The organism is Frankia sp. Mgl5 (assembly GCF_023242985.1).
Classification (GTDB): domain Bacteria; phylum Actinomycetota; class Actinomycetes; order Frankiales; family Frankiaceae; genus Parafrankia; species Parafrankia soli.
Map to the genome: position 1 here is coordinate 120106 of NZ_JALKFY010000003.1, position 16641 is coordinate 136746.

The following is a 16641-nucleotide window of genomic DNA, read 5'->3' on the forward strand; positions in this document are numbered from 1 at the left end:
GGCCGGGGGGGGCCCCCGGGGCGGCGCCCCCCCCCCCCCGGGGGGGGGGGGGCGCGCCCCGGGCGGGGCGCGCCGCCCCCCCACGTCCGCGCGCACCGCGATCTTGTCTCCGCGGGGGCCGTCGGGCCGGGCCAGGTCGCGGCCCGCACCTATCCGACGGCCGGCGCCGAGGCGGAGGCGATCGCCGAGCTGCTGCGCCGCGAGCATCTCGAGAACGGCGTCGACTGGGACGACATGGCCGTCCTGGTCCGCTCCACCGCGCCGCTCGGGCTGCTGCGCCGGGTGCTGACGGCGGCGGGCGTCCCGGTGAGCGTGGCGGGTGGGGAGCTCCCGCCGGCGCGGGAGCCGGCGGCGGCGCTGCTCCTCACGGCCCTGCGCTGCGCGGACGACCCGGCGGTCCAGCTGACGCCGGAGACGGCGCGCGCGCTGCTGACCTCCCCGCTGGGCGGCGCGGACCCGGCCGGCCTGCGCGCCCTCGGCCGCGAGCTGCGCGCCCACGACGCCGCCGCCCGCGCCGCTGCCCGGGGCACAGCTGCCCGGGGCACCACTGCCAGAAACAGCACTGCCAGAAACAGCACTGCCCGCGACGCCGTCGGCCCGATCGCCCTGCCGGAGCCGCGCTCGGCACCGGAGGCGGACGGGTCGGTGCTCGGTCTGCCCGCGTCCTCGGCCGAGCTGCTGCGCGAGGCGGTCGCCGATCCGGAGCGGGTTCTGCTCGCCGTCCCGGACGAGCTCGCCGCGCCCGCGCGCCGGCTCGGGCGGTTGCTGCGAACCGTGCGCGCCGAGCTGCGGCGGGGGGCGGCTCCGGAGGACGCGCTGTGGACACTGTGGACGGCCAGCGAGTGGGGCCCCAGGCTGGAGCGGGCGTCCGCGGTCGGCGGGCCGGCCGGGCGGTCGGCCGACCGTGACCTCGACGCCGTCGTCGCGCTGTTCGACGCCGTCGGGCGCCTCGGCGAGCGGCGCGGGCCGGGGTTCGGGGTGAGCTCCGTCGTCGAGGAGCTGACCCGCCAGCAGATCGCGCCGGAGACGGCGCAGGCCCGGGCCGGTCGCCCGGCCACCGTCCGGCTGCTCACCGCGCATCGCTCCAAGGGGCTGGAGTGGGAGGTCGTGGTCGTCTGCGGCGTGCAGGACGGCGTCTGGCCGGACCTGCGCCAGCGGCACACCCTGCTCGGGGCCGAGCAGCTCGACTCGCCGCGCAACGGCGGCGTCCGCCCGCCGCGGACCAGGGAGGAGCTGCTCGCCGACGAGCGTCGCCTGTTCTACGTGGCGCTCACCCGGGCGCGCCGCCGCCTGGTGGTGACCGCGGTGGACGGCGCCGACGACGACGGGGAGCAGCCCAGTCGGTTCCTGGCCGAGCTCGGGGTGCAGGTGGAGAGCGTCCGGGTCCGCCCGCCGCGTCCGCTCACCCTGGTCGGCCTGGTCGCCGCGCTGCGGCGGCTGACAGTCGACCCGGAGGCGTCGGCGGCGATGCGGGAAGCCGCGGGGGTCCGGCTCGCGGCCCTGGCCGCCGTCTCCGACGAGACCGGCCGGGCGCTGGTCCCCGCCGCCCATCCCGACCGCTGGTGGGGCCTGCTGGACGTGACGAGCTCGGACGTCCCGGTCGTCGCGCCCGACGCGCCGATCCGGCTCTCGGGGTCCTCGCTGTCGGGCCTGAGCTCCTGTGGGCTGCGCTGGTTCCTGGAGCACGAGGCGAACGCGGCCGAGCCGGCGTCGCCCGCGCAGGGCTTCGGCAAGGTCGTGCACGCGCTGGCCGACGAGGTGACGACGGGCCGGACGCAGGCGCGGCTCGAGGCCCTCGACGCGCGGCTCGACCTGGTCTGGCGGCATCTGGAGTTCGACTCGCGGTGGCGCTCGGAGCAGGAGCGCGCGGCGGCGCGGGAGGCGCTCGGCCGGTTCCTCGAGTGGCACGCCGCGCAGCGCGGCCGTGAGGTCGTCGCGTCCGAGGTGCGCTTCTCCTGCGACATCCCGGTGGCCGGCCGGGTCGTCCGGCTGCGCGGCTTCATCGACCGGGTCGAGCTCGACGACGCCGGCCGGGTGCACGTCGTCGACTTCAAGACCGGCCGGACGCCGCCGAGCCGGCGTGACCTGGCGACCCACGCACAGCTGGGCAGTTACCAGCTCGCCGTCCGCGAGGGCGCCCTCGACCCGGTACTGGGCGAGGCCGCCCGCCGCCACGATCCGCCCGCGCCCGGCGAGGTGCCCGGGGCTGGGGACCCATCCGGGGCGGGGGCGCCGTCCACCGCGGGTGAGCGGCCGGCGGCGGTGCCCGGCGGGGCGGAGCTGGTGCAGCTCCGGCGGGACGCGGGCGGCGACAACACCGGCCCGCGCCTGCCGGCGGAGGAGCCGGGGCCGCCCGAGGTGCAGCGTCAGGACGCGCTCCCCGGCGGCCGGGCGTGGATCGACGACATGGTCGAGAACGCGGTGCGGACCGTGACGACCGAGTCCTTCCGGCCCACACCCGGCGAGGGGTGCACCATGTGTTCGTTCCGTCGGTGCTGCCCGGGGCGGCCGGAGGGGGAGCAGGTGATCGATTGACCGGCGCGGCGGGGGCCGCCGAGCAGGTACTTCCCGGTCTCGACCCGGAGCCGGCAGGCGCGGGCGGTGTCATGACCGGCCCGGTGCCGGAGCCGGAGTACCTGCGGGAGCTGCTCGGCGTCCCGTACACCGACGAACAGCTGGCCGCGGCCACCGCGCCGCTGGAGCCGGCTGTCGTCATCGCCGGCGCCGGGTCGGGCAAGACGTCCGTGATGGCCGCCCGTGTGGTCTGGTTGGTGGCCACCCGCCAGGTCGAGCCGGGGCGGGTGCTGGGCCTGACGTTCACGAACAAGGCCGCCGCCGAGCTGGCCGGCCGGGTGCGGACGGCGCTGCGCCGCGCCCGCGAGAACGTCCCCGGCCAGCCGGCCGCGGACGACGCCGACGAGCCGACGATCGGCACCTACCACACCTACGCCGGGCGTCTCGTCAGCGAGCACGCGCTGCGGCTCGGCCTCGAGCCCGACACCCGGATGCTCGTCGCGGCCGCGCGCTACCAGCTCGCGGCCCGCGTCGCCCGCGCCCACCGCGGCCGCGTCGAGGCGCTGACGAAGTCGATGCCCGCGCTCGTCGCCGACCTCGTCGCGCTCGACGGGGAGATGAGCGAGCACCTCGTCTCCGCCGACGACCTGATGGCCTTCGACGCGGACCTGTTCGACCGGGCGATGGCGGCCCTGTCGAGCGCGGCGCTGCGGCCGGGCACGAAGGGCCTGCGTAAGGAGCTGCGCCGGATGGCGGCCACGGCCCGGGGGCGGCGTGAGCTCGCCGGCCTCGTCGCCGACTACCGGGCCGCGCGGCGCGGCCGGGACGTCCTCGACTTCGGCGACCAGGTCACCTTCGCCGCCCGGCTGGCCCGCCACTCCCCGGAGGTCGGCGCCGCCGAGCGGACGCGGGCCGGCGTGGTGCTTCTCGACGAGTACCAGGACACCTCCGTCGCCCAGCGCACGATGCTGGCCGGGCTGTTCGGCGGCGGCCATCCGGTGACCGCCGTCGGCGACCCCTGCCAGGCGATCTACGGGTGGCGGGGCGCGTCGGTGGCCAACCTGGACAACTTCCCCGATCACTTCCCGCGCGCGGATGGCGCCCCGTCCGCGCGGTACCTGCTGTCGGTGAACCAGCGCAGCGGCGGCCGGCTGCTGACGCTGGCCAACGCGGTGGCGGCCCCGCTGCGGGCCCGCCACCACGTCGTCGAGCTGCGTCCCCGGGCGGACGTCGTCGCCTCGGGGCGGACCCTGGTGGCGCTGCACGAGAGCTGGGCGCAGGAGGTCACCTGGGTCGCCGCCCGGCTGGCCGAGCTGGTCGCGGCGGGGGAGCGGCCCGGGAACATGGCCGTGCTCGTGCGGGCCCGCTCGGACGTCCGCGCGCTGCACACGGCGCTGACGGCCGCCGGGCTGCCGGTCGAGGTGGTGGGCCTCGCCGGCCTGCTGGACCTGCCCGAGGTCGCCGACGTCGTCGCCGTGCTGGAGGTGCTGGACTCGCCGGTCGCCAACCCGGCGCTCGTCCGGCTGCTCACCGGGCCGCGGGTCCGCCTCGGCCCGCGCGACCTGGCCGCGCTGGGCCGCCGCGCGCGGGCGCTGCTGCGCACCACCGGCACGACCGCACCGACGGCCGCCGGCGGGGGCGGCGACGGGAGCGCGCTGGCGGAGGCTGTCGCCGGGGTCGACCCGTGCGACGTCGTCGCCCTCGCCGACGCCCTCACCGACCCCGGCGAGGAGATCTCGGCCCAGGGGCGGGAGCGGGCCGCCCGGCTCGGCGCGGAGCTGGCGGCGCTGCGCGCGCACGTCGGCGACGGGCTGCTCGACCTGCTCCACCGGGTGATCTCCACGATCGGGCTGGACGTCGAGCTCGCCGCCAGCCCGCGTGCCGTGGCGGCGCGCCGCCGGGAGAACCTGGCCTCCTTCCTCGACGCGGCGGCCGACTTCGACGACCCCGACGGGCCGAACTCGCTGACGTCCTTCCTCGGCTTCCTACGGGCGGCCCGCGAGCACGAGCGCGGGCTGGACATCACCGGGCCGTCCGGCGCGGACGCCGTCGCGCTGATGACCATGCACCGGGCGAAGGGCCTCGAATGGGAGGTGGTGGCCGTGCCCAACCTGAGCCGTGGGGTCTTTCCCGACCTGACGGTGCGGGACAGGTGGCCGACCACGACCGGGGTGCTGCCGACCCCGCTGCGCGGCGACGCGGCCGAGCTGCCGTCCTACGAGCTCGACGACTCGAAGGCGGCTCTGGAGGCCTACACCGAGGACTGCCGGGAGTACCAGGAGCGCGAGGAGCGGCGGCTGGCCTACGTCGCGTTCACCCGGGCGAAGTCGGTGCTGCTCGGCAGCGGCCACTGGTGGGGGCCGACCCAGCGCACCAGGCGTGGCCCCTCGGTGTTCCTCACCGAGCTGCACGACCACGCGGCCGAGGGGAACGGGCGGGTGGACGTGTGGACCTCCGAACCGGAGCGGGGCGGCAACCCCGCGCTGGCCGTCCCGGTGGAGTTCGCGTGGCCGGCGCCCTACGAGCCGGTGGCGTTCGCCCGCCGGCGGGAGGCGGCGGCGGGCGTCGCCGAGGCCCTGGCGATGATCCGCTCCGGCCAGGCCCCGCCGGCCGGCGAGCCGGGCGGGATGACCGCCCGCGAGCGGGCCCTGCTCGCCGAGCTCGACCGCGAGGCCGCGCTGCTGCTCGCCGAGGAGCGCGTGGCCCGGGCCCCGTTCCGGGACGTCCCGATCCCGGCGAGCCTGACCGCGTCCGAGATCGTGCGGATGCGGGCCGACCCGGTCGAGTTCGCCCGCGACCTGGCCCGGCCGGTGCCGCGCCGGCCGGTACCGCAGGCCCGGCGGGGTACCCGGTTCCACGCCTGGGTGGAGGAGATGTTCGACCAGCGGCCGCTCATCGACGTCGAGGACCTCGCCGATGCCGCGGATGCCGCCGTCCTCACGGACGACCACGACCTCTCCGGCCTGCAGGCGGCCTTCCTGGTCAGCCCGTACGGCGCCCGCCGCCCGTTCGCCCTGGAGGCGCCGTTCGAGGTGATGATCGGCGGGCGCGCGGTGCGGGGGCGCATCGACGCCGTCTACGAGCTCGGCGGTGGGCGCTGGGAGGTCGTCGACTGGAAGACCGGCTCGGAGGCCGCCGATCCCGTCCAGCTCGCGGTCTACCGGGTCGCCTGGGCGCGGGTCCGCGGCGTGGCCGTGGCGGACGTCGACGCGGCCTACTTCTACGTCGCGTCCGGGCGAGTCGTGCGCCCGCCGCTGCTCGGCGAGGACGAGATCACCGCCCTGCTCTCGGGCCGCGCGTGGCCCTCCGACAGCACCTCCGACAGCACCTCCGACCGCGGCCGCTAGCCCGGCCCGACTCGGTCCGGGCGCGGTTATCGGCGGATGTCGGTGAGGAGCGCGAGGTGGTCGGAGATCTGGGTGCGGCGTGCCTCGCTGGCGGCTACGGTGCCCACCGCGCCGCGGGCGAGCACGTGGTCGAGCTGCACCCGGGGGGCGTGGGCGGGGTAGGTGCGGTGGGCGGCCAGCCGGCGCCATCCGGTGAGGGCGGTCGGCAGCCGGCCCGGCAGGTTCAGGTCGCCGAGCAGCACCACCGGCCCGTCGACGCCGCGCAGCCTCCGCACCAGCCGGAGAAGCTGGAAGGCGTTCCACCCCGGGGCGAAGGACAGGTGGGTGGTCACCACCGTCAGTGGTCCGCTGGTGGTCTCGACGACGGCGGCGAGCGCGACCCGCGGTTCGTCGTCGAGCAGGATGAGCCGGGCCCGGCGGTTCGCCCCCGGGGCGAGGATCGGGGAGCGGACCGGGGCGCGGCCGAGCGGAACCACCCACCACCGGTGCACCGGCAACCTGCTGACCAGCGCGATTCCGTAGGCGGGCTCGTCGCCGCGGCGCTCGCCCTCCGCCGGGCGCCAGTGGTGCCCGGGGGTGCCGTACACGGTGGGGGCGAAGCGCCATCCGGTGTCGGGGGCGCCGAGCGCCGTCGCGGCGGCGGCCGCGAGGTCCCCGCCGCCCGAGCGGGGCTGCGCCAGGTCGACCTCCTGCAGGCCGAGGACGTCGCAGTCGAGGTCGGCGACGGCCGCGGCGAAGCGGTCCACCTCGACCCGTCCGTCGGCGAGGGACAGGCCGTGCATCACGTTGAACGAGCCCACCCGCACAGTACGGACGGTAGCGTGAACCGCCCGTCAGCCGGCCCGAACCGGCTTTCCCGCGCCCGCCGGGCCCTGCCGCGCCACCGCCGGGACGTCCTGCCTCGCGGCCGCGGGGACGCCCAGGCGCGGCATTGACGGCGGCCCCGGCCGGGGCGCCGCTGTCGGGTCGCCCGGGCGCTGGCCGGTCAGGGCGCGCAGGACGAGCTCAAGCTCGAAGCGGGTGTCGGGGTCGTCCAGCGCGTCGCCGTACAGCTCGCGCAGCTGGCTGACCCGGTAGCGGACGGTCTGCGGGTGGATGTGCAGCCGCTCGGCCACCAGCCGGCGCTGCCCGTGCAGGGCGAGCCAGTAGAGCAGGGTCTCGGCCAGCCTGGCCCGGGTGCGTTCGGGCAGCCCGGCGAGCGGGGCGACCCGGCGGCGGGTGAGGTCGTCGAGCAGCCCCGGGTCGCGGGCCAGCAGCAGGGCGGTCAGGTGGTCGTCGGTGAACAGCGGGTCCTGCCCGGCCGCGGTGGGCAGCCGACCGGCCAGCCGGGCGGTTCGGGCGAGTCCGGCGCGCTCCACGCTGCTCGTCACCTCCGGCCAGGGGACGGTCGGGCCCACCACCGCCCCCGTGCCGTCGAGGCGGTCGGCCAGCCAGCCGCGCCGGGCCGGCTCGTCGGCGTCCCCGACGAACAGCCAGAAGTCGACGCCGTGGCCGGTGCGCGGGCAGCCGGTGGGCAGTCGCGGGGGGAGCTGCCCGTCGGGCCCGGTCGGCACCAGGACGGCCGCCATCCGGTCGGGCAGCCGGAACGCCCCCGCGGCGGCGGCCTGTTCGATGGTGACGGTGTCGGCGCCGGAGAGCAGCAGCTCGCCGAGCCGGTCCCACAGCCGTTCCCGCTGGCCGGCGACCTCGAACTGGGCCAGCGCGTAGCCCTCCGCGGAGGCGGCGGAGATCCCGTCGATGTAGGCGAACATCATCTCGGCGAGCGACACGAGGCCGGCGGCGTCAAGGCCGGCGTGGCGCGCGGCCTCACCGAGCCGGCGCCAGGAGATCCGCGCACCCACCCGGTAGGCGCTGAGCAGGTTGTCCAGGGAGCGGCCGGCCCGCACCTCACCGCGCCCGAGCCGCACGTAGACGTCGCGCCCGGCCGCCAGGTCGGGGGCCGCGTCCGGGCCGGCCTCGACGATGGCGAGGAAGCGGGCCAGCGCCTCGTCCACGCCGCGCCGTACGCCCTGCCCGAACGTCCCCTCGAGTGGGCGGGCGTAGGCGGGCACCTCACCCGCGATGGCGGCGATGATCTCGTCACCAAGTTCGCGCAGCTCACCGGCGAGGCAGCCGCCCAGCCCGGGCGGAAATTGTCCCACCGGGACAGTCTGCGCCCACGGCCCGTAGGTGGGGGCGCCGGCTGGCCCGGGGAGCACAATCGGTGCTGTGGACACGCCTACCGGCATCGTCAGCGTGCTGCTCACCGGTGCCGTGGTCGGCCTGCTGGGCCGGGCGGTCGTCCCGGCGCGGCGCAGGGCGCCGATCGGTTGTCTCATGACGGTTCTGATCGGTCTGCTGGGCGCGGCGCTCGGTCTCGTCGTTGCCACCAGTGTCGACGGCGGCTGGCTGTTGACACTGTTGTTGCAGGTGGCGGTGGCCGCGGTGCTCGTCTTTCTGGTCTCGGCCGCGGGCAGTGGTGGGCACCGTCATCCCTGACGGTGCTCGGGTTGCCCTTTCGTAGTCCTCTGGTCCGCGCGGGGGGACCTGGCGGGGCGACGGAGCCCGCCGAAGGTCCCCGGCCGGACGGCGAGGGCAGTAGCGTGGCGATGTGTCCTCACGCCCAGCCGCCGGCCCGCCCGCGTCCAGCGCGGTGAGGGCCACCGTGGCGGCCCCCTCGTACCCGGTTCAGCGAGTGACGCTCGACAACGGCCTGCGGGTGCTGCTCGCCCCGGACCGGACGGCCCCGGTGGTGGCTGTCGCCGTCCACTACGACGTGGGCTTCCGCTCGGAGCCGGAGGGGCGGACGGGTTTCGCCCACCTGTTCGAGCACCTGATGTTCCAGGGCAGCGAGAACGTGGGCAAGGCGGAGCACCCGAAGTACGTGCAGGCCGCCGGCGGCATCTTCAACGGGTCGACACACCCCGACCACACGGACTACTTCGAGCTGCTGCCCTCCGGCGCGCTGGAGCTGGCGCTGTTCCTCGAGGCCGACCGGATGCGCGCGCCGAGGATCACCCGGGAGAACCTGGACAACCAGATCGCGGTGGTGCAGGAGGAGATCCGGGTCAACGTGCTGAACCGGCCGTACGGCGGGTTCCCGTGGATCACCCTCCCGCCGGTCGCCTTCGACACCTTCCCGAACGCCCACAACGGCTACGGCGACTTCTCCGAGCTCGAGGCGGCCAGCCTCGACGACGCCGCGGACTTCTTCGACAAGTTCTACGCACCGGGCAACGCCGTGCTGACCGTCGCCGGCGAGTTCGACCCCGACGCGACGCTCGAGCTCGTCCAGCGGTACTTCGGCGCCATCCCGGCCCGCCCGGTGCCGGCGCGGCGCAGCTTCGCCGAGCCGGTGCGAGCCGAGGAGCGCCGGGAGGCGCTCACCGACAAGCTGGCACCGCGCCCCGCGCTCGCCGTCGGCTACCGGGTGCCCGACCCCGACACCGACCTGCCGGCGTTCCTCGCCACCTACCTGCTGACGGACGTCCTCACCACCGGCGACGCGAGCCGGCTGGAACGGCGCCTCGTCCAGAAGGACCGCTCGGTCACCGCGGTCAGCAGCTACGTCGGCACCTTCGGGGACCCGTTCGACCAGCGTGACCCGCTGCTGCTGACGCTGGAGGCCCGGCACGCCGGGGACTCGACCGCCGACACGGTGCTCGCGGCCGTCGACGAGGAGCTCGACCGGCTGGCCGGTGACGGCCTGGAGCCCGGCGAGCTCGAGCGGGTGCAGGCCCAGGTGGCCTCGGCGATCCTGCGCGAGTCCGACGACGCGCTCGGCCGGGCGCTGGCGATGGCGACGTTCGAGCTGCACCGCGGCCGTCCCGAGCTGCTCAACGAGCTGCCCGGGCTGCTGTCCGAGGTGACCGCCGACGCGGTCGCCACGGCCGCGGGCGCGCTGCGTACCCAGGGCCGGTCCGTGCTGGAGCTGCGGGCGGGAGCCGCCTGATGACGCACGCCGGGCCGGTGAGCGAGATGATCCGCGGTGGCATCCCCCGTCCGGGGGACGAGGAGGCATGGTGACGACGACCACTGCGGCCACGGCCGAGATCTCCGCGCCCGCCGAGACCGGGTCGAAGATCCCGGCGGTGATCCCGACCGTCCCGCGTGAGCTGCCGGCCGTCGTGCGGCGCACACTGCCCAACGGCCTGCGCGTGGACGTCGTCGCCCGCTCCAGCGTCCCGCTGGTCGAGCTGCGGCTGCGCATCCCGTTCGCCGGGTCCGGGCTGGTCCACCTGGCCGAGGCCGAGCTGCTGGCGGAGACCATCCTCACCGGCTCGAGCCGGTACGACCGGGTCGGCCTGGCCACCGCCGTGCAGGCCCTGGGCGGGTCGCTGCGGACCGGTGTCGACGCCGACCGGCTGGCGATCGTCAGCTCCGCGCTCGCGACCAGCCTCGAGCCGCTGCTCGCGCTGATCGCCGACGTCCTGACCACCGCGAGCTACCCCGACAGCGAGTTCGGCGGTGAGCGCGACCGGATCGTCGAGGAGACGACGATCGCGCTCAGTCAGCCGGCGGTGATCGCCCGTGAGGCGCTGGTGCGCCGGATGTTCGGCGACCACCCCTACGGCAGCGCCATCACCCCGCCGTCGGTGCTCTCCGAGGTCGGGGCCGAGCGGGTGCGGTCGCTGCACGGCGCCCGGGTCTGCCCGGACGGCGCCATCCTCACCCTGGTCGGCGACGTCGACCCCGAGCGCGCGCTGGACGCCGTCGAGGCCGCGCTCGGGTCGTGGACGGGCACCGCCGCCCCGGGCCACCCGCCCGCCCCCGTGCCCACCGCCGGCCCGATCCTGATCGTCGACCGCCCGGGCGCGGTGCAGACGAACATCAGGATGGGCGGCCGCGCGCTGAACCGCTCCGCGCCGGCCCATCCCGCGCTCCGGCTCGCGAGCACGATCTTCGGCGGCTACTTCAGCTCGCGGCTCGTCTCCAACATCCGCGAGGACAAGGGGTACACGTACTCCCCGCGCAGCTCGGTCGACCACCACCAGGCCGGCTCCCGCCTCACCGTCGCCGCGGACGTCTCCACCGACGTGACCGGCCCGGCGCTGCTCGAGATCCTCTACGAGCTCGGCCGGATGGCCGTCCTGCCGCCGGAGGCCGAGGAGCTCGAGGCCGCGCGCCAGTACCTGATCGGCACGCTGGCGCTGTCGAGCGCGACCGCGGCCGGTCTCGCCGGCACCCTGTCCGGGCTGTCCGGCGCCGGGGTCGGCGTCGAGTACCTGCGCGACCATCCGCGCGCGCTCGCGACCGTCACCGCGGCGGACGTCCAGGCGGTCTCCGCGCAGCTGCTGGCTCCGTCGGGGCTGGTGACCGTGCTGGTGGGGGATGCCTCGAAGATCACCGAGTCGGTGCGGGCACTCGGAGCCGTCGAGTCCGCCTGAGTGACGGTGCTCCCCAGCGGACGGCGCTCACCGGTGGGCATGACGGGATCGTGGCCGGGCGCCTTCGGGGCGGTGCCGGCCAGGTCAGCGGTGGCGGTGGGCTCAGCGGCGGTCAGGTCGGCGGCGGTCAGGTCAGCGGCGGCTCGGCGCGGCGCGCGGCGGGGTCGGGCGCGGCTGGCCGCCTCCGGAACCGCTCGCGGGCCCGCCCGCCGCGCCCGGTCCGCCGCCGCGGCCGCCGAGCTCCCCGGGCAGGGTGACCCGCGGGTCGCCTACCGACTCCACCACCTGGCGGGCGAGGTCGTGTACCCGCCGGCCCATCCCGCGGGCGGTGCGGCGCAGCCGCTCGAAGGCGTCCCGGGGCTTGATGTGGTTGCGCTCGGCGAGCACGCCGATCGCCTGCTCGACGATCACCCTGGACGCCAGCGCGTGCTCGAGCTGGATTACCGACAACCTCAGTTGCTCGGTCTCGTTGAGGTCGCGATCGGCGCGCCGGGGCCGCCCGGGCGGGCTGAGGTCCTCGGCGAGCAGGTCGGCCAGGACCATCGCGGAGATCAGATCGCCTACCGGGCGGATCTCGGCGCCGGGTCCCTCGACGATCCAGCCGGTGGGCGCGCGGCGCAGCCGCATGTCGGAGGCCCCGGGAGCGGGCGTGCCGGCGGCGGCTCCTCCTCCTGTCTCGCCGGGCCCCCGTGCGGTGCCCGGTCGGGGCGGTCCTGACCGGGGCGGTCCGGGCCGCGGCGCGCCGGGCCGACCAGGCGGCCCGGGCCTGATCGCGCGGGCGACGGCATCCGGGGTGGGTATCCGGCCGGGGCCCCCGGCCGGCGAGGGCGGTTGTGATCCGCGCGGTGCTCTCTCCGAGCCGGGAGCCTCCGCGGTCCGCGCGCGCGGCGAACTCGCCGCCTCCTCACCCGGCCCGCCGGCACCGGCCGCTCCGGCTGTCCCGGACGGCGTGCCGCCCGGTGGGGCCGCACCGTGCGCGGCATCACCACCCGCGGCGGTACCACTCGGTGTGGCGCCACCGGGAGCGGCGCCACCCGGAGCGGTGCCGGGCGGGGGAGCCGCGCCGCCCGCCCGCCCGGTGGGCCCCGCACCGCCCGTCTCGCCGGCGGCACCGTTCTCGGTGCCCCGGGAGCCCGTTCCGTCACCCTCCGCCTCGTTACTGGCAGCAACCCCCGAGGGGGCCTCCCGCACGAGTTGGTCGCGGAGTGCGTCCGACGCTCCCAGACTGTCCGCAATCGCCCTCAGTACACTGAGTGTCTCGGTGGGAACGGTGAGCGATGAGCGGTCGAGGCCGGCGAGAATGCCGAGAACGGTCCCGTCCGGCCCGACGACGGGCATCGCGACATAGCTGAGAATGCCGAACCGCTCCGGCTCGACGGTGTCGGCCAGGGCGGGATCCTGGTCGGCCCGGGAGCCCGCGGCTGGCGCTCCATCGAGCATCCGGGCAGGTAGACAGCGGGCGCGCGGAACACTCAGCCCGGAAACCAGCTCGGGGATCGGCCCGGTCACCCGTAGGTAGGTGGCAACATCCGTCGACACCGCGACGAGGCACGTCTGCTCCATCTGATGGAGTGCGTGCGTGGCTCTCAGCGCGGCGTCGACCGTGCTCCACGGGAGTCCTGAAGGTGCTGACGACACAGGCCGAACTCTCCCACAAAGTTCACGGGCAGTGACGGACACCGTCCCACGAGCCGGCCGCGTGTGCGTCGGGAAGGCGTGAACTTCCGAAAGATCGTCGCCCTGTGTATCCGTTATGCGGCGGAAGTGACCTTCTCGGTGACCTGGCGGAGGGTCGGATTCGTCATCACCGTCCCATCGGGGAAGACGACGGTCGGTACGGTCGCGTTGCCGTTGTTCGCATCGCGGACAAGTTGCTCTGCTGTCGGGTCCTGCTCGATGTCGACTGTCACGTACTCCACCCCCGCCCGGTCCAACTGGCCCTTGAGCCGGACGCAGTAGCCACACCAGGGGGTGGTGTACATCGTGAGCACGGTGAGACCTCCGTTGGCGACGATCCGTCAGATGACGGGTTGCGGTGAGCGACGTCCGGTGGGCGGCGCTCTGCGTATGACGCACTGCATAACCAGGCCATGGTGACTTCGCTTCCCCGGGCCGCGCACGGTTACCGTGTCCGGTGATGTCCGGACCCAGCGCCTCCGAGGCCCGTCGCGCGGCGTCGCCGCCCGATCGTCGATCGTCACCCGATCCGGTCCCGGCCGGCGCGGAGCAGGGGCTCGACCCCGAGCAGCTCGCCGCCGTGCTCGCCCCGGTCGGGCCGGTCTGCATCCTCGCGGGCGCGGGCACCGGCAAGACCCGCACCATCACCCACCGGATAGCGCACATGGTCACGGAACGGGAGGTCGGGGCGGGGCAGATCCTCGCCGTCACCTTCACCAACCGGGCCGCCGGCGAGCTGCGCGGCCGGCTGCGGGTGATGGGTGTGGACGGCGTCCAGGCCCGCACCTTCCACGCGGCCGCGCTGCGTCAGCTCTCCTACTTCTGGCCCTCCGTCGCCGGGACGGCGCTGCCGAGGCTGGAGAAGAGCCGGATCCCGCTGATGGCGAAGGCCGCGAACCGTGCCCGGCTGCGCCCGGACCGCGCCGAGCTGCGCGACCTCACCTCCGAGGTGGAATGGGCGAAGGCGACGATGGTGGCGCCCGCCGACTACGTCCGCCTCGCCGCCGCCCACGGCCGGGAGACCTCCTTCGCGCCCGACGTCGTCGCCCGCCTCTACGAGGCCTACGAGGAGGTCAAGAGCGAGGCGGGGGTCCTCGACTTCGACGACCTGCTGCTGCTGACCGCCGCCGTGGTCGAGGAGCACGGCTGGGTCGCCACCGAGCTCCGCGCCCGCTACCGTCACTTCGTCGTCGACGAGTACCAGGACGTCAACCCGCTGCAGCAGCGCGTGCTCGACGCCTGGCTCGGTGACCGCGACAGCCTGTGCGTCGTCGGGGACGCGAACCAGACCATCTACTCGTTCACCGGCGCCTCCGCGCGGCACCTGGTGGAGTTCCCGCGTCGGTTCCCGGCCGCGGCGGTCGTCCGCCTCGTCCGGGACTACCGCTCCACCCCTCAGGTGGTCGCGCTGGCGAACCGGCTGCTCGACGGCGCCGCCCGGCCCGTGCCGGATACGCGGGGAGCATCGGCCGTCCAGGCCGGCCCGGGTGTTCCGGGTGGTGCGGGTGGTGCGGAGGGCCGGTCCGCGGCGGGGCGGCTGGTCGCGATGCGCCCGTCCGGCCCGGAGCCCGTGTGGCTGGAGTCCGACAGCGAGCCCGAGGAGGCCGCCGCCGTGGCCCGGCGGATCCGCGGCCTGCTCGGCACGGGCGTCCCGGCCAGCGAGATCGCCGTGCTGTACCGGATCAACGCCCAGTCGGAGGCGTACGAGACGGCGCTGGGCCGGGCTGAGGTCCCCTATCTCGTGCGCGGCGGTGAGAAGTTCTTCGAGCGGCCCGAGGTGACCGGGGCGGTGCGGATGCTGCGTGCCGCGCTGCGCTCCGCCGAGACCGACCGCCCCGGCGGGCTCGCCGACGTGGTCGCGGACGTCCTCAGCGCGCTCGGATGGCGGCCGGGGGCGCCGCCGGCCGGGCCCGGAGCCGACCGTGAGCGCTGGGAGAACCTCGCCGCTTTGCACCGGCTCGCCGCCGAGCTCGAGGCGCGCGAGCCCGAGGCCGACCTCGCCGCCTTCGCCGCCGACCTCGCCGAGCGCGCGGCACACCAGCACACCCCGACGGTGCAGGGCGTCACGCTCGCCTCACTGCACGCGGCCAAGGGCCTCGAGTGGGACGCGGTGTTCCTGGTCGGCCTCGTCGACGGGACGCTGCCCATCGTGCACGCCCAGACCGACGAGCAACTGGCCGAGGAGCGCCGTCTCCTCTATGTCGGGGTCACCCGGGCGCGGGTCCACCTGACGCTGTCCTGGGCGCTGGCGCGGGCGGAGGGCGCGCGCCGCTCGCGGCGGCCGTCCCGGTTCCTGGACGAGCCGCGCCGCGCGGCGGCGGTTTTCCGGCGCGGCTCGTCCGCGGCCCGCCCGGGCTCGGCGCGTGCGGAGCCCGGCACCGCCGGCAACGGCCGCGCACGGAACCGGTCGAGCGTGCTCTGCCGGGTCTGCGGGCGCGCGCTGGCGGGCGCCGAGGCCCGCGTCGGCCGGTGCGAGGCCTGCCCGGGGGGGCCGGTGGACGGCGAGCTGTTCGAGCGGCTGCGCGCCTGGCGCGCCCGCCGGGCGAAGGAGCAGGGCGCGCCGGCCTTCGTGGTCCTCACCGACGCGACGCTGCGCCTGATCGCGGAACGGCGCCCGTCCACGGTCGCGGAGCTGGTGGCGCTGCCCGGCATCGGCCAGAGCAAGCTCGACCGCTACGGCGAGGACGTCCTCGCGCTGGTCACGGGGCGTCCACCGGCTGGATCGCCGCCCACGGGCTGACGCCTGGTGCTCGGAATGTGACACGCCGGCGGTGAGTGGGTCGCGCTGTGGCTGAGGGTGTCTGTGTGATCACATGGAAAATAAGTTGTCAGCGTGGGCGATGGCTCCTACCGTGTTCCATGAACACCGGGGCGCGATCAACAGCGCTCGCGGGCTGGCAGCAGCACGCTCCTACGCAGGGTGAGGGAGGGATCTCGATGAGGCTCGTCATGCTGGCCTATACGCGTACGCGGCCCTCTCTCGGCACCTCCTGCGATCAGCCCGGTCAGGCCCGCCTCGTCGGCCACGCCACCCGGCGGCCCGGCGCCGGGGCGTCCGGTGCGCACATCGGTGTCGATCAGGTTCTCCGCGCGCGCGTGACCGGCGCGCATCTGGCCGCTCCGCATGGCGCCACCCTGCCCAGCGGCCCGGCGCAAGGCACCGACATCACCACCGGCAACACGACCGTCATGCGGGCAGCCGCGCGTTCGCTGCGCCCGTTCGCCCTGTGGGGCCCCGTCCCAGATCCGCTCCTGGCATAGCGCCGAAACGGAGCGAATCCGAGGCCGCGGACCCGACAGGGGTCCGCGGCCTTCGTGTTTTCCAGGGCCGGCGCCGACCCGCCACCGCACCGCGAGACCCGAGCTGACCGCTGTCGATGGATGCAAGACCGAGAAACCGAACCGAAGAAACCGCCAGTGTCGGAGGTGACCCCGGTGTTCGACCCCTCGATCGTTTCCCGGATCGAGCGGGAGCGTCTCGTCCTGCCCTGCTGGGACGTGGACCCCGAGCTTTTCTTCGCTGAGTCCCCGGCGGACGTCGAGTCCGCCAAGTCCGTGTGCGTGGACTGCCCGGTGCGGCTCGCCTGCCTGTCGGCCGCCATCGACAGGAACGAACCGTGGGGAGTCTGGGGAGGTGAACTTGTCGTGACGGGCCGTGTCGTGCCCCGCAAGCGCCCGCGTGGCCGCCCGCGCAAGGAGGTGGCTGCCTGAGGCCTGGTTGGGCGGGGCCGTGGCGG

Annotated in this window: 12 protein-coding genes; 8 read left to right on the forward strand and 4 right to left on the reverse strand. The window is 75.8% G+C overall.

The genetic code is table 11. The features are described from left to right. Together MXD62_RS02685 and MXD62_RS02690 are read left to right on the forward strand one after the other, a co-directional pair. Nucleotides 1-2535: PD-(D/E)XK nuclease family protein (locus MXD62_RS02685; protein WP_248827837.1), on the forward strand; the 2535-nt coding region annotated here is incomplete at its 5' end. A gap of 71 nt (nucleotides 2536-2606) precedes the next feature. Further along, nucleotides 2607-5861: an ATP-dependent DNA helicase gene (locus tag MXD62_RS02690; protein ID WP_368862303.1), complete on the forward strand. Its 3255-nt coding sequence runs from the start codon at nucleotides 2607-2609 to the stop codon at nucleotides 5859-5861. Nucleotides 5862-5887: 26 nt separating this feature from the next. Here the strand turns inward: MXD62_RS02690 and MXD62_RS02695 are convergent, their stop codons facing one another. Next, nucleotides 5888-6667 carry an endonuclease/exonuclease/phosphatase family protein gene (locus MXD62_RS02695; protein ID WP_112108614.1) on the reverse strand — a complete coding sequence of 260 codons (780 nt, stop codon included), beginning with the start codon at nucleotides 6665-6667 and terminating at the stop codon, nucleotides 5888-5890. Between the two features lie 27 nt (nucleotides 6668-6694). After that, nucleotides 6695-8002, reverse strand: coding sequence for a helix-turn-helix domain-containing protein (locus MXD62_RS02700; protein ID WP_248827839.1), 1308 nt, complete (start codon nucleotides 8000-8002; stop codon nucleotides 6695-6697). A gap of 67 nt (nucleotides 8003-8069) precedes the next feature. On the opposite strand from MXD62_RS02700, the gene MXD62_RS02705 reads away from it, so the two are divergent. The 3 genes from MXD62_RS02705 (at nucleotide 8070) to MXD62_RS02715 (ending at nucleotide 11227) form a co-directional block, all read left to right on the forward strand. Further along, nucleotides 8070-8339, forward strand: coding sequence for a GlsB/YeaQ/YmgE family stress response membrane protein (locus MXD62_RS02705; RefSeq protein ID WP_248827840.1), 270 nt, complete (start codon nucleotides 8070-8072; stop codon nucleotides 8337-8339). 154 nt (nucleotides 8340-8493) lie between these two features. Then, nucleotides 8494-9792 carry a pitrilysin family protein gene (locus MXD62_RS02710; protein ID WP_248827885.1) on the forward strand — a complete coding sequence of 433 codons (1299 nt, stop codon included), beginning with the start codon at nucleotides 8494-8496 and terminating at the stop codon, nucleotides 9790-9792. Between the two features lie 67 nt (nucleotides 9793-9859). Continuing rightward, nucleotides 9860-11227, forward strand: coding sequence for a pitrilysin family protein (locus tag MXD62_RS02715; RefSeq protein ID WP_248827841.1), 1368 nt, complete (start codon nucleotides 9860-9862; stop codon nucleotides 11225-11227). Between the two features lie 132 nt (nucleotides 11228-11359). Here MXD62_RS02715 and MXD62_RS02720 read toward each other — a convergent pair whose 3' ends face one another. Beyond that, on the reverse strand, nucleotides 11360-12790 hold the full coding sequence (locus MXD62_RS02720; protein ID WP_248827842.1) for an ANTAR domain-containing protein: 1431 nt from the start codon (nucleotides 12788-12790) through the stop codon (nucleotides 11360-11362). Between the two features lie 188 nt (nucleotides 12791-12978). After that, nucleotides 12979-13218, reverse strand: coding sequence for a mycoredoxin (locus MXD62_RS02725; RefSeq protein WP_018502246.1), 240 nt, complete (start codon nucleotides 13216-13218; stop codon nucleotides 12979-12981). A gap of 146 nt (nucleotides 13219-13364) precedes the next feature. Between MXD62_RS02725 and MXD62_RS02730 the strand changes: the two genes are divergently transcribed. The 3 genes from MXD62_RS02730 to MXD62_RS02740 all read left to right on the forward strand — a co-directional run bounded on the left by MXD62_RS02730 (nucleotide 13365) and on the right by MXD62_RS02740 (nucleotide 16615). Beyond that, nucleotides 13365-15644 carry an ATP-dependent DNA helicase UvrD2 gene (locus MXD62_RS02730; RefSeq protein WP_248827843.1) on the forward strand — a complete coding sequence of 760 codons (2280 nt, stop codon included), beginning with the start codon at nucleotides 13365-13367 and terminating at the stop codon, nucleotides 15642-15644. A gap of 197 nt (nucleotides 15645-15841) precedes the next feature. Next, nucleotides 15842-16165, forward strand: a complete 324-nt coding sequence (locus MXD62_RS02735; RefSeq protein WP_248827844.1) for a hypothetical protein — start codon at nucleotides 15842-15844, stop codon at nucleotides 16163-16165. Nucleotides 16166-16339: 174 nt separating this feature from the next. After that, nucleotides 16340-16615, forward strand: a complete 276-nt coding sequence (locus tag MXD62_RS02740) for a WhiB family transcriptional regulator (protein ID WP_198145593.1) — start codon at nucleotides 16340-16342, stop codon at nucleotides 16613-16615. Nucleotides 16616-16641 lie beyond the last annotated feature (26 nt).